The sequence below is a fragment of the Nocardioides sp. NPDC006303 genome, assembly GCF_040613175.1.
Taxonomy (GTDB): domain Bacteria; phylum Actinomycetota; class Actinomycetes; order Propionibacteriales; family Nocardioidaceae; genus Nocardioides.
Map to the genome: position 1 here is coordinate 17,939 of NZ_JBEXRR010000047.1, position 22,353 is coordinate 40,291.

Below are 22,353 nucleotides of genomic sequence, written 5' to 3' on the forward strand. Positions count from 1 at the left end.
GTCCCTAGAGTACGGCGGGCTCCCACGCCCTTCGTGATCCTCGGACCCGTGTTTGCGGCGTCTCAGCGGCGTCTCAGCGAGGTCTCAGGGACCTCCAAGCGTACGAACGGGCCTCCGACCTGGGCAGGCGATGCCGTGTCTGCCCAGGTCAGAGACCCGTTTCGGAAACACTCAGACCAGGAAGTAGAAGGTGCTGTAGTGGTCGGGAGTGAAGTAGACGTCACCCGTTGTGGTGTCGACCACGAGGCGGTAGGACTGGCGCTGCGCACCACATTCACGCGGGGTCACGTCGAACTCGAGGTAGGAGTGGCCCGAGGGCAGCTCGCCCTCGTAGTTGTTGTAGGTGCCGCCGGAGAAGTTGCAGGTGCCGGTCGGCGGCCAGTCGTGCCAGCCACGGTTGGACGGGTAGCCCAGCGAGGCCCAGACCTCGTTGGAGTCGAGGGCCTCGGCACAGCCCTTGTGGGTGCAGCTCTCGATCCAGTCGGCCTGGGCGGCAGGGGCGAGCGCGATGCTCCCACCGAGCAGGCTCGTGGTGGCGACGAGACCTGCGAGGAGCAGCTTGATCATCGTGAGCACGGAGCGGTTCTTCCCGGACATGAATCCTCCAGTGTGTGCGTTACGGACGGTTGGTAATTCTGCTACCTGGCGCGTCCGGATGGGGGCTCCGAAGGTCACGAACCGGTGAACTCTGGGGTGTGAGCGCGTCTTCAGACGACGCCCGCCTCGCGGGCCACGATCGCCGCCTGGACCCGGGAGGCGACCCCGAGCTTCGCCAGGACGCGGGAGACGTGGGTCTTCGTGGTCGCCTCCGAGATCACCAGCCGCTGGGCGATCTCGGCGTTGGACAGGCCTTGTCCCAGGGCGGCGAGCACGTCCCTCTCCCGGGGTGTGAGATCTGTGGGAAGAGGTACGCCGGGCGTGGCCGCCGGGCCGGATCGGTCCGGCGCGCCGGCGAGCTCGGCGAGCACCCGGCGGGTCACCTCCGGGGCGACCACGCCGTCGCCGGCGGCGACGTGCCGGACCGCGTCGACCAGGTCGTTCGCCTCCGCCGACTTGAGCAGGAAGCCGGCCGCGCCGGCGCGGAGGGCACCGAAGACGTACTCGTCCAGGTCGAAGGTGGTCAGCACGAGTACGTCGGCGAGCCCCTCCTCCACGACCTGGCGGGTCGCGGTCACGCCGTCGGTGCCGGGCATGCGTACGTCCATCAGCACGACGTCGGGGCGCAGCGCCCGCGCGTTGGCGACCGCGGTCGCGCCGTCGGCGGCCTCCCCCACCACCTCGATGTCGCCGGCGGTGGCCAGCAGCATGCGCAGGCCGGCGCGGATGGCGGCGTGGTCGTCGGCGAGCAGGACCCGGATCATGCACTCGCTCCCGGGAGCGGCAGGATCGACCGGACCCGCCAGCCGGGGCCGTCGGGGCCGGCCTCGAACGTGCCGCCGAGGGCCTCGGCGCGTTCGCGCATCGACACCAGTCCGGTGCCGGTGCCGGCCTCTGCCGCGGGCTCCTTCGCGGCGCCGGCATCGGTCACCTCGATCTCGAGGGTGTCGCCGGGGATCAGGCGCAGCTGAGTGGTGCCGCCGCCGTGCTTGAGCACGTTGGTCAGGGACTCGCGCACGATCCGGTAGACGGCGTGGTCGACCGAGACCGGCAGCGCGAGGTCGGCACCGTCCAGGAGCCCGCCGGGGTCGTCGACGCGCAGCGGCAGACCTGCCAGTCGCGCCTGCTCCAGGACGGGGCCGAGGTTGGCGGCGCGGGAGGCGGCGGTGAGGTCCTCGGCGTCGCCGGAGTCGCCGTCGGAGCGCAGGACGCGGATCATCGCGCGCATGTCATCGAGCGAGGCCAGGCTCTCGGCCCGCACCGACCGCAGCGCCGCCCGGTCCCGTTCCGGGTCGTGCCCACCGGCCAGCGCCGCTCCCGAGGTCAGCGCGATGGCGGACAGGTGGGAGGCGACGACGTCGTGCAGGTCCCGGGCCACCGCGGAGCGCTCGGCGCGGACCGCGTCGTGCCGCTCGGCGTCGGCCAGGCGCAGCAGCGCGGCGCTGCGTTCCCGCTCGAGCCGGGCCCGGTCGTCGGCGGCATCGGCGAGCTCGCTGCCCTGGCGTACGTTGCTGCCCCACCACATCGGGGTGACGACGATCGCGAAGAGGGTGAGCGCGAGGACGACGGGGGTGCGCGGGTCCGAGGTGGCCGCGGCGGAGGCGACGACCGCGGCACCTATGGCCACCGCGACGGCGACGGTGGCGATGCGTCGCGCCAGCGGCGATCCGTGCAGCTGGCCGGCGAAGAGCGCGTCCCAGAGCACCACCACCATCGCGATGCTGCTCCCGATCAGCAGATCTGCCCCGAAGCAGAGGGCGACGACGGTCTGCACGGCGAGCGGCCGGCGCCGCTTGAGCACGAGCGCTGCGGCCGCGAGGGCGAGCGGGACGAGATGCCACCAGGTCGGCACACTGTCCAGGTCGATGCCGAACGGGTGCAGGCCGCGTACGCCCCCGACCTGACCGAGTGCGTGCAGCGCGAGGCCGGCGGCGAGGACGACCCCGGCGTCGAGCCAGGCCAGCCGGCGGTCAGCGGCGCGCAGGCTGGTGCCACCGCCGAAAAGCGCCACGGGCAGCTGCTGCAGCAGGGTCGGGCGGTCCACGACACCATCTCAGCACGTACGCCGCCTCCCCGGGGTCATCCGAAGGATGTATCCCCGTGCGGAAGGATCACCGGTTCGACCGACGCGCACGCGGCCGGCTGCACGCGAACCTCGGGGCATGGACATCGACCTCGGCCCACTCACCGGTGATCTGGGCGGCACCGCGACGTACGTCGCACTGGCGGTGCTGGCGCTGATCGACTCGACCAGCTTCGGCACGTTGCTGATCCCGGTGTGGCTGCTGATGGCGCCCGGCCGGGTGCGGCCCGGGCGGATCCTGGTCTACCTGGGCGCGATCGCCGGCTTCTACGCGCTGCTCGGTATCGGGATCCTGCTGGGTGGCTCGGCCGTGGCTGACGCGCTGACCGGGTTGCGCGACTCGCGCCCGTTCCTGTGGGGGCAGCTGCTCATCGGCGTCGGTCTCTTCGCGTGGAGCTTCAAGCTGGATCCGCCTGGTTCGGGCAAGCAGCGGACCGAGGCGCCGGAACCGCCGCGACGCCTGCTCCGCTGGCGCGAGCGGGCGGTCGCCTCGGAGTCCGGCTCGGCCTCGGCGCTCGCCGCGCTGGCGGTGCTCGCCGGGCTGGTCGAGGCCGCCTCGATGCTCCCGTACCTGGCCGCGATCGGAGTGATCGGGACCCAGGGGCCGGACTGGCCGGTCTCGGGGCTGTGGGTGCTCGGCTACTGCGCCGTGATGATCGCTCCGGCGCTTCTGCTCACCGCCGCGCGCGTCTTCGCCGCTCCTCTGGTGGCGCGCCCGCTGGCTCTCCTCGACGGCTGGCTGGTCAAGCACGCCGCGAGCGCGACGGCGTGGGCCGTGGGGATCGTCGGGTTCCTGCTCGCCCGGGCCGCGCTCGGGCCGCTCTTCGGCTGAGCCTCACTCCCAGCCGCAGTAGCCCGGCAGGAAGTCGTAGAGGGCGGTCTTCTGCGCCTTGCTGAGCGGGAGGAAGTAGTTCGCGCCGTCCGGGACGTCCGGGCCGCCGACGTGGACGCGGAACAGGCTGCCGACCTTGTCGTCGGCCAGGGCGTGCGGGTCGCACCGGGCGGGCAGGACCCGCAGCTCCAGCGTGGTCGGCTCGCCCGTCATCGGAAGCGGGGTTGCTCGCGGCCAGGTCGGTGTCTCGGCCGCGAGCTGGAAGAGCACCGTGCCCTCCCAGCCGTCGAAGGTGACGTCCGGGAGAGCCTCGGTCGGGGCGAAGGTGACCGGGAGGACGAAGACGCTCTGCTTGCCCTCTCCCTCGACCTGGGGCTCGCCGACGGTGATGTCGGCGGCCTCGGTCAGGCTCCGCTCAGCGCAGTCGCGATCGAGGAGGCGGTCGACGTTGGCGTACCTGTCCTCGGCCTTGCCGGTGCTGGTGCGCCACTCCCCCGCCTCGTCGCCGGCTTCGCGCCAGATGAGGGTCAGGTCGGCGTCGCCGCCCTCGCCGCACTTCCCGCGGGGCATGTCGAAGTCGAAGTCCATCTCGGGGTCGACCGGTTCCGAGCCCGTCCATCGGGCCCGGAACCGGTCGCTGCTCACCTCGACGCGCGAGACCTCGATCGAGGTGCCGGTGTCGTTGACGAGGCGTACGAACGCCTCACCGGTGTTGCGCTGGAGCCGGGTCTGGTCGAGGTATGCCGTGAGCTCGTCGGGCCAGGCCGTCTCGCGCGGCTCGCTCGTGCCGCAGGCGGCCAGGGTCGACCCGCCCAGGAGGCCCGCGGCGAGCACGGCGATTCGGCGCACTGCCGCAGGTTAGCGGAGTCACGGCACCTGGTCATGCCCCTTTCGTGAAGGTCCAGGCACCGGAGCCGATCCGGTAGGAGGTGATGCCGTTCGCGGTCCCGAGGCGCTCCGGGGCGGTCCTGCCGGGGCCGGTGGCCAGGTAGGAGCCTTCGGGGAGGCGTACGACCGCGGTGACGTTGACCGGGATGGTGGCGCGAAGGGCGACGGCGTCGGCGGTGCGGGTCCAGGCGGAGGCGACCCGGCCTCGCTGGGTGGCCACGGAGCCCTTGGCGTGGGTCAGGCCGGTGGCCGGCACGGTGAGCTCGACCTCGGCGGCACCCGGGGCGGTGGTGCGGATGCCGAGCACCGACTCGGTGACGTCGACGATGCCGCGCGAGCCCCAGCCGTGGGAGGCGCTGTTGGCCGAGCCGCTCAGCTCCCAGGCCTCGGGAGTGAAGGTGCCTCCGTCCGCGAGCCAGCCGGCCCAGCCGTAGTCGTCCTCGTTGGTCAGCAGGTTCAGGACGCTCTCGCCGGCACCAGCTTCGGAGAGGGCCTCGAGCAGCACGTGGGCGGTCATCGGGCCCTGCTTCATCCCCTGGGCGGCGATCTGCTCACCGAGCGCGGGCACATCCTTGTGCGGTGCGACGCCGAAGGCGATGGCGTACGAGGTCGCGTGCTGTCCGGCATGGGCGGACTGGGTGCCGTCGGCGAGCAGGCCGTCGACGTAGGTCCCGTCGGCCTTGCGCAGCGTCTGGTTCATCCGCGTCGCGAGGGCGTCGGCGTCCGAGCGGAGCGCGGCGACCTCGGCGTCGGGGCGGTCCAGCTCCTCGCCGATCAGCGCGACCTTGCGGAGCACGTCGACGCCGAGCGCGTTGACCGTAGTCCTGGCGGCGGTGGTCATGTCGTAGCCGAAGCGGCCGTGAGCGGGCCAGTCGACGATGCCGTACAGGTACTGGCCGGAGCCGCCGGACAGGTTGGTGACCAGCCCCTGGGTCGGGCCGCTGGTGGCGATGTGGCGGCGGATGTAGCCGGCGGTGGCGGTGAGGTTGTCGTAGGCGTCCTCGAGGACGGCCTTGTCGCCGGTCTCGAGGTAGTAGCGCCAGATCCAGTCGGGGACGACCTCGGTGAAGTCGGGGATGTCGCGCTTGCCGTCGCCGTTGGGGTAGACCGCGTTGTAGCGGCCGGCGTCGTTGCCGGTGGTCCAGTAGCGCTCCTGGCTGAGCAGGAACTCCCGGATCGCCTGGCGGGACGCGACCCGCTCGCGCTGGGAGGACATCAGGCCGATCGAGATGTTGGCGGTGTCGTGCAGGAACTGGCCCTGCTCGCGCGTCGGGGTGTCGACGAAGGTCTCCTGGACGGAGTAGCGCAGGGAGCGGTCCATCAGGTCCCACACGTCGTCGAGGGTCGCGTCGGAGCTCTCGAAGGTGGCAGCACCGTCCTCGTCGTACGCGGTGTGGACGACGGTCGCGGTCACGTCCTCGGCGGTGATCTCCTCCCCCGCTCCCGGGATCTCGAGGTAGCGGAAGCCGAGGTGTCCGACCGCCAGATAGTCCTGCGCGCCCGCGGCCTGGGTGTAGGGGAAGGACATGTTGGTGCTCTGCGTCGAGAGGCCGGTGGTCGAGACGCGGCCGGTGTCGGCGAGCTCGTAGCCGGCCCGGATCGGGACCTGTCGCCCGGCGACGCCGTCGTCGAAGTGCACGCCGGGGCGGGCCGGGATGATCCTGCCGAAGTCGGCGACCGGGGTGCCGTCGGCGGCTTGGAGGATGCGCTCGGGGTGGACGACGGTCTCCTCGAGCCGGGTCTGCTGGCCCTCCAGGTGGGTGAACGGCGCCACCGGGTGCGCACCGACGACTACGGCGCCGGACCACTGCGAGTCGTCGTAGCCGGGCTCGGTCCAGTCGCCGATCTGTTGGGCAGTCTGGCCGTCGAGGTGCTCGATCCACAGGCCCTCGCCGTTGCGCGTGCCGACGGTGACGTACGGGCCGCGGCGTACCTTCCAGGAGCCGTCGGTGACGATCGTGGTCGTCTCACCGTCGGCGTAGGTCAGCTCGAGCTTCAGGAGTACGCCGGGGATGCCCGCGGCGCGGCCCTGGCCGCCGCTGAACCAGTGCAGCTTGACGCCGAGGGCGAGGGTCTCGCCGGGCGTGACCAGGTCGGTGACGTCCGCGGCCTGGTAGTAGCCCTCGCTGGGGTAGCCGAAGTTGCTCATCCGGTCGGCCTGCTCGCCGCCGAGGTAGAGCTCGGCGGTGTGGCTGGCGGCCAGGTAGCTGCGGGCGCGGACGATCCTGCCGTCCGGGACCTCGACCTCGGTGCGGGCCAGGGTCCACTCGTCGCGTTCCTGGGCCGGGTTGTCCGCGGTGCCCGGTGGTCGCCTGATCCAGCTCGCACCGGCCCAGTCGGCGTCGCCGAGCCCGGTCTCGAAGGCAGCATGCGCCGACCACCGCGACGGCAGCTTGCCGCGATCCCAGGTCATGACCCGCCAGGTGTAGCGGCTGCCGGGCTCGAGGGTCTCGCCGGCGTAGTCGACGTAGGACTGCTGCCCGGAGGTGACCTTGCGGGAGTCCCAGACGATCTCGCCGGCGGCGTCGCTTACCTCGATCTTGTAGGCGCTCTGCACCTCGTTGGCGTCGCTGTCCTGGGGCAGCCACCCGAACCGTGGGGTCAGGTCGGTGTTGAGCGGTCGGGTGACGTCGTCGACGGTCAGACCGGCGGGTGCGCCGGGCGCGGTGTTGGCGGACGCGGCACCGGTCGGTGTCACGGCCGCCGCGAGGCTGGTGACGACCAGGGCGCTGGTGACGATCGCGGCCAGGCGGAGCTTCATGGGTTCCTCCGAGCGAGTTGGTACGTTGCTGTGGCCGGATCCGGGCACAGCCTTCAGGTTCAGCAGACGGCGCGAAGCCGCTCGACCTCCGGGCTCTCACCCGAGCTCGTGCTGATCACATGGCAGCCGGAGGGCACGTCCTGGATCACCAGGTAGGAGCCCTCACGCGTCGCGGGCACCGGGCGTCCGTCGAGGAACACCTGCTCCCCAGACGGCGCCGGCAAGAAGACCTCGGCCCGGGAGTTGCCCGGGACACTCACGCCGACGTCGATGCCGCCGTCGGTCGTGGCGTACGCCGCGCCGATGCGTCCGCGCAGGGTGGGCAGGGTGACGTGTGCCCACAGGACCCCGGCGGGCTGTGGCCGGACGCGGAACTCCTCGTAGCCGGGCATCAGGGGTTCGATGCCGAACATGCCTTGGGGCACGTTGTAGGCCGGGGATGCCGCCCAGGGGTGCGACCACGTCATGTTGGGCTTCAGCGAGGTGTCCCAGGCCTCGGCGGTGGCACCGGCTCCCTTCGCGATCATGTTGAGCCAGCTGCGAAGCCCGGTGCTCGTCAGCAGCTGGTGCGCTACGTCTCCGCGGTCACCGTCGTAGAGGGCCTCGAGGACGAAGGCGGCGCAATAGACGCTGCAGGCCATGCCGCGGGTTCCGATGTAGTCCGCGGCGCGTTGCGCGACCTCACCCTGGGCGAGCCCGAACGCCGTGGCGAAGACGCTGGCCTGGATCGCCCAGTGCTGGATCGGGGTGCCGTCGGCGTTGAGACCGTCACGGAACGCACCCTTCGACGAGTCCCACAACCTCTCGTTGGCCGCGTTCCGGAGCCGGTCGGCGATGGCGGTGTACGTCGCCGCATCGTCGTCGTGGCCCAGCGCCGTCGCGATCTCCGCCATGTCCCGGAACGACCGGTGGCCGATCGCGTTGATGACCGTGTTGTAGGGGCGGAAGACGTAGCCGTCGCGCTCCGATGCCGGCCAGTCGACGATGTCGCAGTCGGTACAGGAGTTGCCACCGTTGGATCCGGTGTTCTTGCGGATGAGTCCCGTGGACGGCTCGACCCACTTCAGAGGCAGCTTCTCCTGCAGGGCGGCGTAGTTGCGGGCCAGGGCGTCGGTGTCACCGGTCTGCTGCCACGAGTCGTGGAAGGCGAGGATCGTGTACATCGGCCACTCGGTCGGCCACGTCCTGCGGGTGAGCAGGTACTCCAGGGAGTAGTTGCCCAGGGTCGGGTCGCTGGAGACGAAGTAGTTGGCCATCATCTGCAGGTAGCTGTCGGCCTCGTAGGCACCGCGCTCGCGGCTCCAGGAGTCGACGTAGAGGTCGTGGTTGGTGGCCTCGATCGTGTTGCGCGACAGCTCCCACACGCGGTCGAGGTCGTCGTCGGCCGAGTCGAAGACCGCCTCGTCGGTGTCGAAGGGATAGATCTGCGCCAGGGCGGGGAAGTCGGCCGTGCCCAGGCCGGTGGGGGCACCGATGACCTCGGCGTAGCGGAAGACGCGCATCCCCCAGGTCTCCAGGTGCTGCTCACCGTCGCGCAGCGTCCACTTGTCCTGGTACGTGTTGCCGGTACGCATGGCGTACCGCACCGTCTGGGGCGCGGACAGCTCTTCGCCGAACCGGAGGTCGAGCACCTGGCCCGCGGTGCCGTCGATGTCCAGGGAGAGACCGCCGATCCACGTGCGGCCGTAGTCGATGAAGTAGTGGCCGGGTGCCTTCTCCACCACGCTGACCGGGGCCCTCAGCTGCTGCTCCACCTTCGCCGTGGGGGCTGCGCGGAGGTCACCGAAAGCCGGGCGCACCGCGGCGTCGCTCCAGCCGGAGTCGTCGAAGCCCGGCTCGGCGAAGCCCTCGGGCCACTGGGCCGACTGCAGGTTCTCCTTCGGGGCCGAGAAGAACGAGGTCCCGATGCTGCCGGCGGAGGGGAAGACGAGCCCACCGGAGCGACTCCGCCACTGCGGACCGCTCACGATCGCGTCACGGGTGCCGTCGGCGTACTCCACGACGAGCCGCCCGAGGAAGCGCCGGTCGCTGCTCGTCCAGCCGAGCACCCCGATCGCATTCTCGGCTCCCGGTCGCAGTGCGGCGGTCACGTCGAAGCCGTCGTATCGGGCCTCGCCGCGGATCGGCTGCGTCGGGCCGAGGCCGACGAACTTCCCGTTGAGCCACGCCTTGTAGACGTACTGCCGGCCCGGCGCGGTCGAGGATGCGGTCGCATAGAGGGTGGCGGCCGCGATCGGCTTGTCGGGCAGCGTGAACTCGTGCCGGAGGAAGGCCCAGTCCTGCGACTCGACACCGTAGACGCAGTTGGCGTTCGTGCCGACCTCGAGCCAGCCGCCCACCGCGGCGCCGCAGGCGAAGTCGCTCCTGGCGGAGAAGTCGTTGGTGTAGAGGACCTCGCCGGAGGCGGAGGTGACGGTCAGGTCGTCCCACGCGTTGCGCTCGGACCCGCCTGTGCGGAAGCCGACCGAGCCGGCGGCGAAGTCGGTGAGGGTACGGGTGTCGATGAGGGTGTCGTCGAGCCACGTGCGGATGGTGGTGCCCTCGGCCTGGATGCGAAGCCGGTAGGACGTGTCGCGGACGAGAGGCTCGGGCAGCGGCACCGAGTCCAGTTGGGTGAAGGTCCCGCCCACGCGCTTGTGGGGAGCGAAGGTGTTCACCCCGTCGCCGCGGAACTGCCACATGTAGTAGTTGCTGGCGTCCGCGGCCCGGAAGGCGATGGTGGCGTTCTGGGACGTGATCCGGAAGGTGGTGTCGATGGTGACGTCACCCCAGGTGACCGTACGGGCCGGGGCGAGCCAGATCGGCTGGGCCTGACCCCACTCCTGGCCGGGACCGGTGGTGAAGGTGGAGACGCTCGACCAGTCCGAGCCCTTTCCACGGCCGTCCCAGGTGCGTACTCGCCATTGGTAGGTCTGCTCGGGCTCGAGCGCCGGACCGGCGTAGGGCACGTTGGTGCTCGCCGATGACGTGACGCGACCGGAGTCCCAAACCCCGGCGGCTCCGATGCCTTCGGTGATCCGGGCGACCTGCACGCGGTAGGCGCTCTGCTCAGCGAAGGGGACGTGCCAGGCCAGCAGCGGCGAGCTGCGGTCCTCCACGTCGCGCGGCGAGGGCAGCTGCGAGACGGTCAGGTGGGTGGCCGCCGCGCCGTCGACAGCCACAGCCGGGGCCGGCACCGCGACGACGAGGGCACTGATCACGATCGCGGCCAGGCGGAGCTTCATGGGGGTCCTCCGGAGCGGGATTGATACGTTTCACTGCTACCTGGAGACTATGGCGCTCGTCACATGTTGGGGAAGGGTGATGGCCGGATCCGGTCACGCCGACCGTCTCGGACGCCGAAGCGTCAGTTCTTGACCGCGAAGGGTCGATTCTTGAACACGAGGGGTCGATTTCTGGCGCGGGCGTTGCACTCAGAATTCGACCCCTCGACGTCAGAAATCGACCTCTCGCGGCCAGAAACTGACGCCTCGCGGCCAGAAACTGACGCCTCGGCGTCAGGAAGTGACTTTTCGGGGTGCGACCACCAGGACGTGGAGGGTGCGGGGGCCGTGGACACCTTCTACGCGGTCGAGCTCGATGTCGCTGGTGGCCGAGGGGCCGCTGATCCAGGTCTGCGGGCGGGCGGGGTCCAGGACGCCGATGGCATCGGGTACGTCGGGGACCACCTGGTCCTCGCGGATCACGCAGATGTGGGTGTCGGGGACCAGCGAGATGGCTCGGCGGCCCTGGTCAGGGGCGTGGTCGAGGACGATCGTGCCGGTCTCGGCGATGCCGACCCGGGCCTCGGTGACGACCGCTGCGATCCGGTCCAGCTCCGCGGCGGTGAGGGTGCCGTCGTCGACGATGGCGTCGGGGACCTGGACCGACAGGCCGGGCGGGACGACCACCTGACCGGCTGGGAGCGCGGCGGCGATGCGGACCTCGAGCTCCTCGGCTGCGCAACGCTCGACCAGGGCTCGGTAGTCGGCCACGCGTTCGGCGAAGAGGTCGACGACCTCTGGGGTCGCGACCGGCGCGAGGTCCCGCGGAGCGGACGTCTCGGGGAGCTCGATCGCCGAGCCGGCCAGTGCCTCGCGGACTCGGGCGAGGATCTCGGTGCGGGCGTCAGTCATCGGTGCCATCTCCCTTTCGGCCGCCGTCGGTGCGGCCGCCATCCGTGCGTAGCCACCAGGCGCGGAAGCTCTCCCGCGGAGCGTCTGGCAGATCTCGCGCGCCGATCCAGGCGGCGGGTCCGAAGCGGCGCGCGAAGCGCATGCCGAGACCGGTGAAGCGCTCGACGGCGGAGAGGCGGCGCGAGCGCCCCAGGACGTACGCCGCACCCTTCATCGCCACGGCCTCCGGCTTCGGCACGCCACCTCGGTGGGCGTCGACCACCTGGGCGCGCAGGTCGACCAGGACGGAGGGGATGTCGATGCGTACCGGACAGACCTCGAAGCAGGCGCCGCACAGCGAGGAGGCGTAGGGCAGCGAGTCGGTCTGCTCGTCGTGGCCTACGCCCTTCAGCAGCGGATTGAGGATGGCGCCGATCGGGCCCGGGTAGACCGAGCCGTACGCATGGCCGCCGGTGCGCTCATAGACCGGGCAGACGTTGAGGCAGGCCGAACAGCGGATGCAGCGCAGCGCCTGCCGACCTACCTCGTCGGCCAGCGCGCGGGTGCGGCCGTTGTCGAGCAGCACCACATGCACCTCCTGCGGACCGTCACCGGGGGTGATCCCGCTCCATGTCGAGGTGTAGGGGTTCATCCGCTCGCCGGTCGAGGACCGCGGCAGGAGCCTGAGCATCGGGTCGAGGTCCTCCCAGCGGGAGACGACCTTCTCGATGCCGACCACCGACACGAGCACGTCGGGCAGGGTCAGGCACATCCGGCCGTTGCCCTCCGACTCCACCACGACGAGGGTGCCGGTCTCGGCGACCGCGAAGTTCGCGCCGGAGATCCCGACCTTCGCACGCAGGAACTTCTCGCGCAGGTGCTCCCGGGCGGCAGCGGCGAGTACAGCCGGCTCGTCGGTGAGGTCTGCGGGCGCCGGACGGCCGGCGGCCCCCATCTTCGACCGGAAGATCTCGCGGATCTCGGCCCGGTTGCGGTGGATCGCCGGCACCAGGATGTGGCTCGGCAGATCGTCACCGAGCTGCACGATCAGCTCGGCCAGGTCGGTCTCCCAGGCAGCGATGCCCTCCTCCGCGAGCGCCTCGTTGAGCCCGATCTCCTGGGTCACCATCGACTTGACCTTCACGACCTCCTCGGCGGCGTGGGCCTTCGCGATCCCAGCGACGATCGCGTTCGCCTCGGCGGCGTCACGGGCCCAGTGGACGGTCGCGCCATTGGCGGTGAGGGTCTCCTCGAGGCGTACGAGCTGGGTGTCGAGGTCGAGCAGCGCGCGCTCCTTGACCGCGGCACCGGCCAGGCGCAGCTCCTCCCAGTCCTCCACCTCGGCGACGACCTTGGCCCGCTTGGCCCGGATGGTGCCGGTCGCGTGGGCGAGGTTGTGGCGCAGCTGGGTGTCGGCGAGGGCCTCGCGCGCGGCCTCGGGGAACGCCGGCATGCCGACGAAGGTGCCGGTCATCGCAGAGCCCCTTCGGTCGAGGCCAGGATCTCGGCGAGATGGACGGTGCGTACGCCCGAACGCTGCCGCGAGAGCACGCCGCCGATGTGGGTCAGGCAGGAGTTGTCGCCGGCGACCACGATCTCGGCGCCGGTCTCGCGGATGTGGCGCGCCTTGTCGGCGCCCATCGCGATCGAGGTGTCGGCGTTCTTGACCGCGAAGGTGCCGCCGAAGCCGCAGCACTGGTCGGCGCCCGGAAGGTCGACCAGCCTGATCCCCCGCACCGACTCCAGCAGCCGTCGCGGCCGGTCCCCCACGCCCAGCATCCGCAGCGAGTGGCAGGTCGGGTGGTAGGTCACCCGGTGCGGGTAGTAGGCGCCGACATCCGTCACTCCGAGCACGTCGACGAGGAACTCGGAGAGCTCATAGACCTTCGGGGCGACCTCCGCGACGGCCCTCTCCAGGGCCTCGTCGCCGGAGCGGCGGGCCACGATCGAGTGCTGGTGCCGGGCCGAGCCCGCGCACGACCCGGACGGCGTCACGACGGCGTCGTAGCCGGCGAAGGCGTCCACGAACGTACGCACCACCGGAACCGCCTCGTCCAGATAGCCGGTGTTGACCATCGGCTGCCCGCAGCACGTCTGCGCCTGCGGGAAGTCCACCTCGACGCCGAGCCGGCGCAGGAGGCGTACGACGGCCTGACCTGTGCTCGGGTAGAGCGCGTCGTTGATGCACGTGACCATCAGTGCGACTCGCATCGAGCAGCCTCCTTCGTCTGTCTAGTTGCCATCAAATCAGTTCAGATGAGTCCGGTGCGTACGGCCCGCACGACCGCCTCCACACTCGTCCCCGCTCCCAGCGCATCCGCGGCAGCCCGGAGACGGCGCCGCACGGTGCGCTCGGAGATGCCCAGCGCCCGCGCGATCCGCTCGATCGTGTAGCCCCGCGCGAACAACGCCAGCACCTCCACCTCGTCCGCGGGAAGATCGGTCGAAGAGGAAGGTCGTACGCCGCCCGAGGCCGCCACGGTTCACTCCTGTCTCAGCATGATGCTGATCGATGGGTGGGCCGATGAATGGACTCGCGACCGGGACACCGCGCTCATCCGGCCACCACCTTCTCGACGTAGGGCACCAGACGCACCGGCCCGGCGAGCCCGTAGCTCTGCCTGGTCGCCACGCCGTAGACCGATGGGGTGACGGTGCGCAGCCGGTTGAGCAGCGTGGAGGCCACCTCGATCTCGATCGTGTTGGAGCCGGCGACCAGGGCGTGGCCCAGGTCGACCACCGGGTCCATCGGGTCGCACGGCGCCAGCAGCTCACCGTTGACGCGCACCCGGAAGGTGTCGTTGACCTCGCCGAGCTCGAGGTAGGCGCCGTCCTCCGCGGTCCAGTCGGTGCCGAGGTCGATGCTCGTGCGGTAGTGGCCGATGCCGGAGGCGTCCTCGAGGCCGGCGACCTTCGACCAGGGCTGCGGCGCCGCGAGGTCGCTGGTCACGACCTCCTTTGTCGTGGCGAGGTCCTTGGGGTCGGCAGGGTTGGCCGGCTTCCAGTCCTCGAGCGCGAGGGCCCAGGACTGCGGCGTCACCGGCTCGCGTACCCGGTCGACGGCGACCTTCACCGTCCGGCCGTCGGCCTTGGTGAGCTCGAAGGTGCCGGCTGTCGTCGTGCGCAGCGCGACGTTGGCGCCCCGCGCCACCACGGCCTGGCCAGCGGTGGCGACGGGGAGAACAGAGCGGGCGACACCCGCGCCCGGGGCCGCGAGAGCGACCACGGTGGACTGGCCCGGAACGAGGTCGACTCGCACCCGAACCCGGTCGCCGGCGCGCTCGTAGCCGGCGATCCGGGTGACCTCACCGGTCCACGCGTCCAACAGCCACGGCACGGCGGCGCGGTCGGTGGCGGTCAGCCAGACGTCCTGCTGCACCGGGTTGAGCCGCCGGTTCTCGGCGTGCCGGGCATTGGCGAGGTAGTAGAGGTCGACCTTGCCGGTGACGCGTCGGACGTGCATGACCGTCGAGTCGGCGTGCTCGACGTCGCGTACGACACCGAGCGCGGCCAGCGCGTTGCCGACCTCGGCCTCGGGGACGGTGCGGGTGGTCGGCAGGGCGCCGATCTGGGCCATCAGCGAGCGCACCTCGGCGGTGGCCGCCTCACTGTCGCGCCCGGCGACGGTGACCTGCGACCAGTCGCCGATGAGCACGATCGGCAGGCCCTTGCGGCCGAGCGCGAGCAGCCGCTTCGCGCCGTCGATCTCCATCGTGAACGCGTTGCTGCGCAGCGAGTCGGGACCGACGACGACGGCCTTGTAGGCGGGGCCGTCCGGCGCCAAACGGCCGTTGACGACGTCGACGCCGTCGAGCGCGAGCAGCGAGGCGCTGACAAAGGAGTGCGACCAGCCGAGCTTGGTGCCGTTGTTGGTGATCCACTGCGGGCCGATGCCGGTCGAGGCCCAGCCCTTGTGGCGCCAGAACGCGACGTCGTACTTCGGGGCGCCGGTCTGCAGGACCAGCTGGGTGCGGGCGAGGTAGGCGGCGATGCCGGGGATGTGCTGCCACTGCGGGGTGCGCGGCCCCCAGGCCTCCCCGAAGCCGATCGCGCCGTTGTAGTAGGGCGAGAAGGCCGCGAAGCCCGGCCAGGTGACGTCGGGCGCCTTCGCGTAGGGGAAGCCGTGGATCATCAGCTGGTTCACGCCGGCGACGAAGATGCTGTTGATCGTGAACAGCGCCTGGTTCTGGGCGGTCGGGCTGGTGCTGTTGGCGCCCCAGGTCGTGTTGTAGGCCGCGCCGTTGTAGCAGATCGCCTCACAGGAGAGGACCTTGTGGCCGGCGAGGTCGCGGCCGGCGGCCATCACCCGGTAGTCGTCCAGGTTCTTGAACCCCAGCGACTCGGTCTCCGGTACGTCGACCACGGCCGCGTGCTGCATGGTGTCGGTCTCCAGGCCGTAGGGCTGGATCCGGATGCCCATGCCGAGCGTCTTCGCGAACTCCTGCATCGGGCGCAGGTGGTGGTCGCGGTAGAGGTCGGAGAGCACGATGTTGTAGTCGTCGCGGATCTCGTTGGTGCGCAGGTTGTCGGCGGTGGCGGGGTCGGCGGCCGCGATCGAGAACTGGTACTTCTCGTCCTTCTCCAGGACGTACGGCAGCCAGGGCCGCAGGTCGTAGCCGTGCTTCGTCTCGAACTCGTCGAGGAGGTCGCGGGTCCAGATCGTCGCCTCGGTCTCGATCTCGAGGGAGTCCTCGAAGAGGTAGCCGCCCGCGGCCCGCAGCAGCGTACGCAGCTCGCCGTCGAGCACCCGGTCCTGCCACAGGTCGATGACCTTCTGGGCGCCGCGGCGGTTGAAGTGGTCGACCACGTAGGCACGCGGCGAGGTGTGCGGGCCGGCCTCGGGCTCCTGGCCCGAGCCCCGCTGCCAGGTCGCGAGCACGACCCAGGTGGCGCCGGCCGGCTCGGCCGGCGCGGTCCAGGTGAGGTGCTCGCCCTCGACACTGTCGCTGAGGTCGAGGTAGGAGGCCGGGTCGAGGATCGTGCTGGTGATGTTGTTGTTGCGGTCGCGTACGTAGCCGGTGACGCGGTGCGCCTGCACGGTCACCAGCTCCGAGCGGGTCACCGACGACGCCGGCTCCACGACGGGCTCGGGAAGCGCTGCGTCGTAGGACGAACCGGCACTGACGACCGCCTGCCCGTGCACGAGCTCGGTGCAGGCCGCGTCGTCGTCGGGCGTGATCGTCGGGACGGCCGCAGGCCAGGAGGGGCCGACCGTCAGGTCCACCCGTACGTCCCGCTTCGCCGCCTGCGCGAGCGCGGCCTTGACACCGGCCACCCACGGCGCCGTCCCCCACCCGTGCGTCGCGACGTCGATGTCGATGTTGCGGGCCCGCAGGCTGTGGGTGACGTCGGCGACCTCGAGCACGCCGAAGCCGGCGTCGGCGACCTGGTCGACCTCCCGTGCGATCTCGACCGGGTCGACGAGGCCGTGCGGCCACCACCAGCGGAAGCCCGCCGCGGTGGCCGTGCCCGGCTTGCGGAACGCCCTGACGAAGGCGTCCGGGAACCCGGCGGTGCCGGTCGCGCTCGCGGCGGTCGTGGCCCCGGCGGGGGTCACGGCAGCGGTCGCGGTGACGCCGGCGGCAGCGGTGCCGAGGGTGGCGGCCGCGGTGCCGAAGAGCGCGCGGCGGCTGAGCCGGGCGGTGGAGAGGAAGTCGGTCATGGGGGTGCCTTCGGGGAGCAGGGTCAGGAGATGCGGGCCTCGGCGGCGGCCCAGTCGAGGCCGTCGCGCGGCTCGAAGCGGCGTACGTCGTAGGAGCGGCGGACCAGGTCCCGCATCGCGGGGAGGTCAGGCAGGTCGGCCCCGAGAGCCCTGCCCTGGACCAGGACGTTTCCGAGTGCGGCCGCCTCGACCGGGCCGGCGAGAACCGGCAGGCCGCAGGCGTCCGCGGTGAGCTGGCAGAGCAGCTCGTTCTGGGATCCGCCGCCGACGACGTGGACGACCTCGGGGGAGGTGCCCGCGAGGGCGGCGGCGGTGCGTACGTGGCGACGGTAGGCGACAGCGAGGCTGTCGAGGATGCAGCGGGTGATCGCGGCCGGCGAGCGCGGGATCGCCTCGTCGGACTCCGTGGCCAGCGCGGCGATCCGCTCCGGCATCGGGTCGGCAGACGTGCTCGGGAAGAGCAGCCGCGGGTCGTTGATGTCGACCACCGTACGCAGCGGCTCGAGCTCCGCCGCGGCTGCGAGCAGCGAGCGAAGCTCGGCGCCCTGGTAGCGCCGCTCGCTCCACGAGCGCAGCGACTCCGACAGGACCCACAGGCCCATCACGTTCTTGAGGAAGCGGATGGTGCCATCGACGCCGACCTCGTTGGTGAAGTCGGCGAGCCGGGCCTCCTCTGTCAGCACCGGCTGGTCGAGCTCGAGGCCGACCAGCGACCAGGTGCCCGAGGAGATGTAGGCGAAGTCCCCGCTGCTGCCGGTGGCGGGGACGCCGACGACCGCCGAGGCGGTGTCGTGCGACCCCACCGCGACCACGGGTACGTCGGCGGTGACACCCAGCTCGTCAGCGACGTCGGGCAGCAGGGTGCCGAGGAGAGAGCCCGGGTCCCGAAGGGGCGGGAGGACCCCTTCGGGAATCCCGAGCTCCCGGCACAGGTCGACCGCCCAGGCGCCCTGACGTACGTCGTAGAGCTGGGTGGTCGAGGCGTTGGTGCGCTCCGCGCCGATCGCACCGGTGAGCCAGTAGCCGAGCAGGTCGGGCAGCAGCAGCATCGTCTCGGCGGCGTCGAGGGCGGTGGTGCCGCGGGCCGCCACCAGCTGGTAGATCGTGTTGAACGGGAGCTGCTGGATGCCGGTGGTGCCGTAGAGCGTCGCCGCGCCGATCTGGGCGACGACCTTCTCGGCGATCCCCTCGACGCGGGCGTCGCGGTGGCTGAAGACCTGGCCGAGGAGCTGGCCGTCGTGGTCCAGCAGCCCGTGGTCGATGGCCCAAGAGTCGATGCCGATGCCGTGCAGCGGTCCGGTCCGGGCCACCTCGCGGATGCCGGTGAGCACCTCACGATGGATGTCGAGCACGTCCCAGAAGAGCGAGCCTCGGACGCGTACGGCCCCGTTCGGGAAGCGGTGCAGCTGGTCGATCTCGACCCGGCCGCCACCGATCCGGCCGGACATGACCCGGCCGGAGGTGGCACCCAGGTCGACCGCCGCGACCCTGAGGTGAGGATTCATCGCAAGAAGGCGGCGGCGACGCCGGCGTCGACAGGGACGTGCAGACCGGTGGTGTGGGTCAGGTCGGGGCCGCAGAGCACGAAGACGGCGTTGGCGATGTTCTCCGGCAGCACCTCGCGCTTGAGCAGGGTGCGCTGGGCGTAGAACTTGCCGAGCTCCTCCTCCTTGACCCCGTAGACCTCGGCGCGCTTGGCGCCCCAGCCGCCGGCGAAGATGCCGGAGCCCTGGACCACGCCGTCGGGGTTGATGCCGTTGACCTTGATCCCGTGCTCGCCGAGCTCGGCCGCCAGCAGCCGGACCTGGTGGGCCTGGTCAGCCTTGGCCGCGCCGTACGCGACGTTGTTGGGCCCGGCGAAGAGCGAGTTCTTCGAGGAGATGTAGACGATGTCGCCGCCCATCTCCTGCTCGATCAGCACCTTCGCGGCAGCCTTGGAGACCAGGAACGAGCCCTTGGCCATCACGTCGTGCTGCAGGTCCCAGTCGCGCTCGGTGGTCTCCAGCAGCGACTTCGAAAGCGACAGACCGGCGTTGTTGACGACCAGGTCGACACCGCCGAAGGCGAGCACCGCGGCGTCGAACATCGCCTGCACGGCGGCCGCGTCGGAGACGTCGGCGGCGAGGCCGACGGCGACGTCAGGGCCACCGATCTCTTCCGCTGCGGCCTGCGCCTTGGCGAGGTCGAGGTCGGCGATCACGACGCAGGCACCCTCGGCGGCGAGCCGCTTCGCGGTGGCCTTGCCGATACCGGAGGCGGCGCCGGTGACCAGGGCGACCCTGGTCGCGAGGGGCTTGGGGGCAGGCATCCGCTGGAGCTTGGCCTCCTCGAGCGCCCAGTACTCGATCCGGAACTTCTCCGACTCGTCGATCGGGGCGTACGTCGAGAGCCCCTCGGCACCGCGCATCACGTTGATCGCGTTGACGTAGAACTCCCCGGCCACGCGGGCGGTCTGCTTGTTCTTGCCGAAGGAGAACATGCCGACGCCGGGGACCAGGACGATGAGCGGGTCCTTGCCGCGGATCGCGGGGCTGTCCTGGTCGGCGTGCCGGTCGTAGTAACCCTGGTAGTCCTCGCGGTAGCTGACCGCGAGCTCCTTGAGGCGGGCGATCGACTCCTCGACGGTCGCGTTCGCCGGAAGATCGAGGACCAGCGGCTTGACCTTGGTGCGCAGGAAGTGGTCCGGGCACGACGTGCCGAGCTCGGCCAGACGCGCGTGGGCCTCGTGAGCGAGGAAGTCGAGGACCACGTCGGAGTCGTTGAAGTGGCCGACCATCGGCTGGTCCGCCGAGGCGATGCCACGGATCGTGGGGGCCAGAGCAGCGGCCTTCGTACGCCGCTCCTCCTCCGGCAGGGCTGCGTAGCCCTCGAGCGCGGGGCCGAACGGTTCCGCCTTGCTGTGCTCCTCGATGTAGGCAGCCGCCGTGTCGATGATCCACAGCGAGTTCTTCTCGGCCTCCTCGGACGTGTCGCCCCATGCGGTGATGCCGTGACCACCCAGGACGCAGCCGACCGCCTGCGGGTTCTTCGCCTTGATCTCGGCGATGTCGAGACCGAGCTGGAAGCCGGGACGGCGCCACGGCACCCAGACGACCTGGTCGCCGAAGATCTCCTTGGTGAGGTTCTCGCCGTCGGCGGCGGTCGCGATCGCGATGCCGCTGTCGGGGTGCAGGTGGTCGACGTGGGCGGCGTCCACGAGCCCGTGCATCGCGGTGTCGATCGACGGCGCCGCACCGCCCTTGCCGTGCAGGCAGTAGTCGAACGCGGCGACCATCTCGTCCTCGCGCTCGACGCCCGGGTAGACGTCGACGAGCGCGCGCATCCGGTCGAGCCGGAGCACGGCGAGGCCACTCTCCTTGAGGGTGCCGAGGTCACCGCCGGAGCCCTTCACCCAGAGCAGCTCGACGTCCTGGCCCGTCACGGGGTCGGTCGCGGTGCCCTTGGCGGAGGTGTTGCCGCCGGCGTAGTTGGTGTTCTTCGGATCCGCACCGAGTCGGTTCGAGCGCGCGATCAGGTCTTCTGCAGTGGTCATCTTCAGTTCCATCCGGCCTGGGTGCCGCCGACACGGGCGGCTTCGATCTGTTCCTGGTAGCCGCTGGCGAGGTAGGCGCGCATCGGGTCCGCGGCCAGGCCACGGTCCTCACGCCACCCGCCGAGGTCGGCGCGTACGTCGGTGTAGAAGGCGTCCATGAAGATCTCGTTGGCCAGGAGTACGTCGCCGTCCTCCTGCGCCTGGGCGAGAGCATCGGTGTCGAGGAGGAGCGCCCGTGCGGACATCTCCTGGACGTTGAGCACGGACCGGATCTGGCCCGGGATCTTCTTCTCGATGTTGTGGCACTGGTCGAGCATGAACGCGACCCCGCCCTCGGTCACAGGCTTGAACCCGCCGCCACGGACCACCTCGACAAGGATCCGGAAGAGCTGGAACGGGTCGGCCGCACCGACGATCAGGTCGTCATCGGCGTAGAAGCGGCTGTTGAAGTCGAACGAGCCGAGCCTCCCCAGCCGCAGCAGCTGCATCACGATGAACTCGATGTTGGTGCCGGGCGCGTGGTGGCCGGTGTCGAGGCACACGACGGCACGGTCGCCGAGCGCGCTGACCTGGGCGAAGGACGTACCCCAGTCGGGGACGTCGGTGTGGTAGAACGCCGGCTCGAAGAACTTGTACTCGAGCACCAGGCGCTGCTCCTCACCGAGGCGCTCGTAGATGGTCGCGAGCGACTCGGCGAGCCGGTCCTGGCGGCCGCGCATGTCGGCCTGCCCGGGATAGTTGGACCCCTCGGCGAGCCAGATCTTCAGGTCACGCGAGCCGGTCGCGTTCATCACCTCGATGCACTCGAAGTGGTGGTCGATCGCCTTCTGCCGGATCTTCGCGTCAGTGTGGGTGAGCGCGCCGAGCTTGTAGTCGTCGTCCTGGAACGTGTTGGAGTTGATCGTGCCGAGCGCGATCCCCTGGTCCTCGGCGTAGGAGCGCAGGGCCGCGTAGTCATCGACCCTGTCCCACGGGATGTGCAGCGCGACGCTCGGCGCCAGGCCGGTGAAGCGGTGGACGGTGGCCGCGTCGGCGACCTTCTCCTCGGGGGTGCGCGGTGTGCCCGGGGTGCCGAAGACCTTGAACCGGGTCCCCGAGTTTCCGTAGGCCCACGAGGGGACCTCGATCTCGAGGGCGGCCAGGTCGCCCGAGATCTGGTCGAACGTCGTCATCGGAGAGCCTCTCTGTGTGCGGTTGAAAGGTTTCAAAGCGCGCATCCGACGTTAGTGGCGCACGTCACGTGCGTCAAGAGCAGCGCGAACTTCGTTGCGTTTCAGCGCTGACCGCGAGAGGTCAGTTTCTGACCGCGAGAGGTCGGTTTCTGACGACGAGAAGTCAGTTCCTGGCCCACGGAACCCATTGCGCGTACAGGAATCGACGCCTCGAGGTCAGAAACTGACCCCTCGGCGTCGAAAACTGACTCCTCGGCGTCGAAAACTGACTCCTCGGCGTCGAAAACTGACCCTTCGGCGTCAGGGCCCCAGCTGGTCCTCGAGGTGGAAGACCTCCTCGAGGCGGAGGAAGCCCTCGTCCGGCGCGACACCGTCGAGGTCCTCGAAGAACTCCGCCATCTCCGCCTGCCAGCGGGCGTTGACCTCGGTGGCCGCCATTCCGGCCTGAGCAGCCTCGATGGACGGGGTCTCGACGTAGCCGATGAGCATGCCGTCAGGGCGGAGGAACAGGGAGTAGTTGTGCCACCCGGTCTCCGCGAGCGCCTGGAGCATGTCGGGCCAGACGGCGGCGTGGCGCCGCTTGTACTCCTCGATGCGCTCAGGCTTGACCTGCAGCTGGAAGCAGACGCGCTCCATGACGACCTCCGATGAAACGATTTAGACACGGACGCTAATGAGCATGTCCGACATCGGTCAATCCCGGTAGCGTCCTTCCTCGTCACAGCGCCGCCC

16 protein-coding genes are annotated in these 22,353 nt (G+C 70.7%); 1 reads left to right on the forward strand and 15 read right to left on the reverse strand.

From position 1 onward, the window contains the following. Positions 1–171: 171 nt before the first annotated feature. The 3 genes from ABZY89_RS25465 to ABZY89_RS25475 form a co-directional block, all read right to left on the reverse strand. Complete coding sequence (locus tag ABZY89_RS25465) at positions 172–597, reverse strand: ribonuclease domain-containing protein (RefSeq protein ID WP_355231721.1); 426 nt, start codon at positions 595–597, stop codon at positions 172–174. A 110-nt stretch (positions 598–707) separates the two neighbouring features. Next, complete coding sequence (locus ABZY89_RS25470) at positions 708–1,361, reverse strand: response regulator transcription factor (RefSeq protein ID WP_355231723.1); 654 nt, start codon at positions 1,359–1,361, stop codon at positions 708–710. Continuing rightward, the gene (locus ABZY89_RS25475) at positions 1,358–2,641 is read right to left on the reverse strand and encodes a histidine kinase (protein WP_355231725.1); all 1,284 of its coding nucleotides are present in this window, start codon (positions 2,639–2,641) and stop codon (positions 1,358–1,360) included. Before ABZY89_RS25475 ends, ABZY89_RS25470 begins: the two co-directional genes overlap by 4 nt. 118 nt (positions 2,642–2,759) lie before the next feature. On the opposite strand from ABZY89_RS25475, the gene ABZY89_RS25480 reads away from it, so the two are divergent. Continuing rightward, positions 2,760–3,512 (forward strand): GAP family protein, encoded by a 753-nt coding sequence (locus ABZY89_RS25480; RefSeq protein WP_355231727.1) that lies wholly within the window; start codon positions 2,760–2,762, stop codon positions 3,510–3,512. Between the two features lie 3 nt (positions 3,513–3,515). Here the strand turns inward: ABZY89_RS25480 and ABZY89_RS25485 are convergent, their stop codons facing one another. The 12 genes from ABZY89_RS25485 to ABZY89_RS25540 form a co-directional block, all read right to left on the reverse strand. Continuing rightward, positions 3,516–4,361, reverse strand: coding sequence for a hypothetical protein (locus ABZY89_RS25485; RefSeq protein ID WP_355231729.1), 846 nt, complete (start codon positions 4,359–4,361; stop codon positions 3,516–3,518). Positions 4,362–4,392: 31 nt separating this feature from the next. Then, complete coding sequence (locus tag ABZY89_RS25490) at positions 4,393–7,161, reverse strand: family 78 glycoside hydrolase catalytic domain (RefSeq protein ID WP_355231731.1); 2,769 nt, start codon at positions 7,159–7,161, stop codon at positions 4,393–4,395. A gap of 59 nt (positions 7,162–7,220) precedes the next feature. Beyond that, the gene (locus ABZY89_RS25495) at positions 7,221–10,385 is read right to left on the reverse strand and encodes a family 78 glycoside hydrolase catalytic domain (protein WP_355231733.1); all 3,165 of its coding nucleotides are present in this window, start codon (positions 10,383–10,385) and stop codon (positions 7,221–7,223) included. Between the two features lie 273 nt (positions 10,386–10,658). Next, the gene (locus ABZY89_RS25500; RefSeq protein ID WP_355231734.1) at positions 10,659–11,276 is read right to left on the reverse strand and encodes a lactate utilization protein C; all 618 of its coding nucleotides are present in this window, start codon (positions 11,274–11,276) and stop codon (positions 10,659–10,661) included. Then, a complete protein-coding gene (locus tag ABZY89_RS25505; RefSeq protein ID WP_355231736.1) occupies positions 11,269–12,729 on the reverse strand; it encodes a lactate utilization protein B in 1,461 nt (486 codons plus the stop codon). The genes ABZY89_RS25500 and ABZY89_RS25505 overlap by 8 nt, the downstream gene beginning before the upstream one ends. Further along, entirely contained in the window at positions 12,726–13,466 is a 741-nt protein-coding gene (locus ABZY89_RS25510) for a (Fe-S)-binding protein (protein WP_355231738.1), read from the reverse strand. The genes ABZY89_RS25505 and ABZY89_RS25510 overlap by 4 nt, the downstream gene beginning before the upstream one ends. A gap of 41 nt (positions 13,467–13,507) precedes the next feature. Further along, a complete protein-coding gene (locus tag ABZY89_RS25515; protein ID WP_355020528.1) occupies positions 13,508–13,735 on the reverse strand; it encodes a helix-turn-helix domain-containing protein in 228 nt (75 codons plus the stop codon). Positions 13,736–13,809: 74 nt separating this feature from the next. Beyond that, positions 13,810–16,917, reverse strand: a complete 3,108-nt coding sequence (locus tag ABZY89_RS25520; RefSeq protein ID WP_355231740.1) for a glycosyl hydrolase — start codon at positions 16,915–16,917, stop codon at positions 13,810–13,812. 23 nt (positions 16,918–16,940) lie between these two features. Then, on the reverse strand, positions 16,941–18,422 hold the full coding sequence (locus ABZY89_RS25525) for a rhamnulokinase family protein (RefSeq protein ID WP_355231742.1): 1,482 nt from the start codon (positions 18,420–18,422) through the stop codon (positions 16,941–16,943). Continuing rightward, positions 18,419–20,449: a bifunctional aldolase/short-chain dehydrogenase gene (locus tag ABZY89_RS25530; RefSeq protein ID WP_355231744.1), complete on the reverse strand. Its 2,031-nt coding sequence runs from the start codon at positions 20,447–20,449 to the stop codon at positions 18,419–18,421. The genes ABZY89_RS25525 and ABZY89_RS25530 overlap by 4 nt, the downstream gene beginning before the upstream one ends. Positions 20,450–20,451: 2 nt before the next feature. Further along, complete coding sequence (rhaI, locus tag ABZY89_RS25535) at positions 20,452–21,621, reverse strand: L-rhamnose isomerase (protein ID WP_355231746.1); 1,170 nt, start codon at positions 21,619–21,621, stop codon at positions 20,452–20,454. Between the two features lie 300 nt (positions 21,622–21,921). Next, entirely contained in the window at positions 21,922–22,257 is a 336-nt protein-coding gene (locus ABZY89_RS25540) for an L-rhamnose mutarotase (protein ID WP_355231748.1), read from the reverse strand. Positions 22,258–22,353 lie beyond the last annotated feature (96 nt).

Coding starts and splice junctions, on each gene's coding strand:
- ABZY89_RS25465 (WP_355231721.1), bottom strand. CDS start 597: ATGTCCGGGAAGAACCGCTCCGTGCTCACGATGATCAAGCTGCTCCTC.
- ABZY89_RS25470 (WP_355231723.1), bottom strand. CDS start 1,361: ATGATCCGGGTCCTGCTCGCCGACGACCACGCCGCCATCCGCGCCGGC.
- ABZY89_RS25480 (WP_355231727.1), top strand. CDS start 2,760: ATGGACATCGACCTCGGCCCACTCACCGGTGATCTGGGCGGCACCGCG.
- ABZY89_RS25490 (WP_355231731.1), bottom strand. CDS start 7,161: ATGAAGCTCCGCCTGGCCGCGATCGTCACCAGCGCCCTGGTCGTCACC.
- ABZY89_RS25495 (WP_355231733.1), bottom strand. CDS start 10,385: ATGAAGCTCCGCCTGGCCGCGATCGTGATCAGTGCCCTCGTCGTCGCG.
- ABZY89_RS25500 (WP_355231734.1), bottom strand. CDS start 11,276: ATGACTGACGCCCGCACCGAGATCCTCGCCCGAGTCCGCGAGGCACTG.
- ABZY89_RS25505 (WP_355231736.1), bottom strand. CDS start 12,729: ATGACCGGCACCTTCGTCGGCATGCCGGCGTTCCCCGAGGCCGCGCGC.
- ABZY89_RS25510 (WP_355231738.1), bottom strand. CDS start 13,466: ATGCGAGTCGCACTGATGGTCACGTGCATCAACGACGCGCTCTACCCG.
- ABZY89_RS25520 (WP_355231740.1), bottom strand. CDS start 16,917: ATGACCGACTTCCTCTCCACCGCCCGGCTCAGCCGCCGCGCGCTCTTC.
- ABZY89_RS25525 (WP_355231742.1), bottom strand. CDS start 18,422: ATGAATCCTCACCTCAGGGTCGCGGCGGTCGACCTGGGTGCCACCTCC.
- ABZY89_RS25530 (WP_355231744.1), bottom strand. CDS start 20,449: ATGACCACTGCAGAAGACCTGATCGCGCGCTCGAACCGACTCGGTGCG.
- rhaI (WP_355231746.1), bottom strand. CDS start 21,621: ATGACGACGTTCGACCAGATCTCGGGCGACCTGGCCGCCCTCGAGATC.
- ABZY89_RS25540 (WP_355231748.1), bottom strand. CDS start 22,257: ATGGAGCGCGTCTGCTTCCAGCTGCAGGTCAAGCCTGAGCGCATCGAG.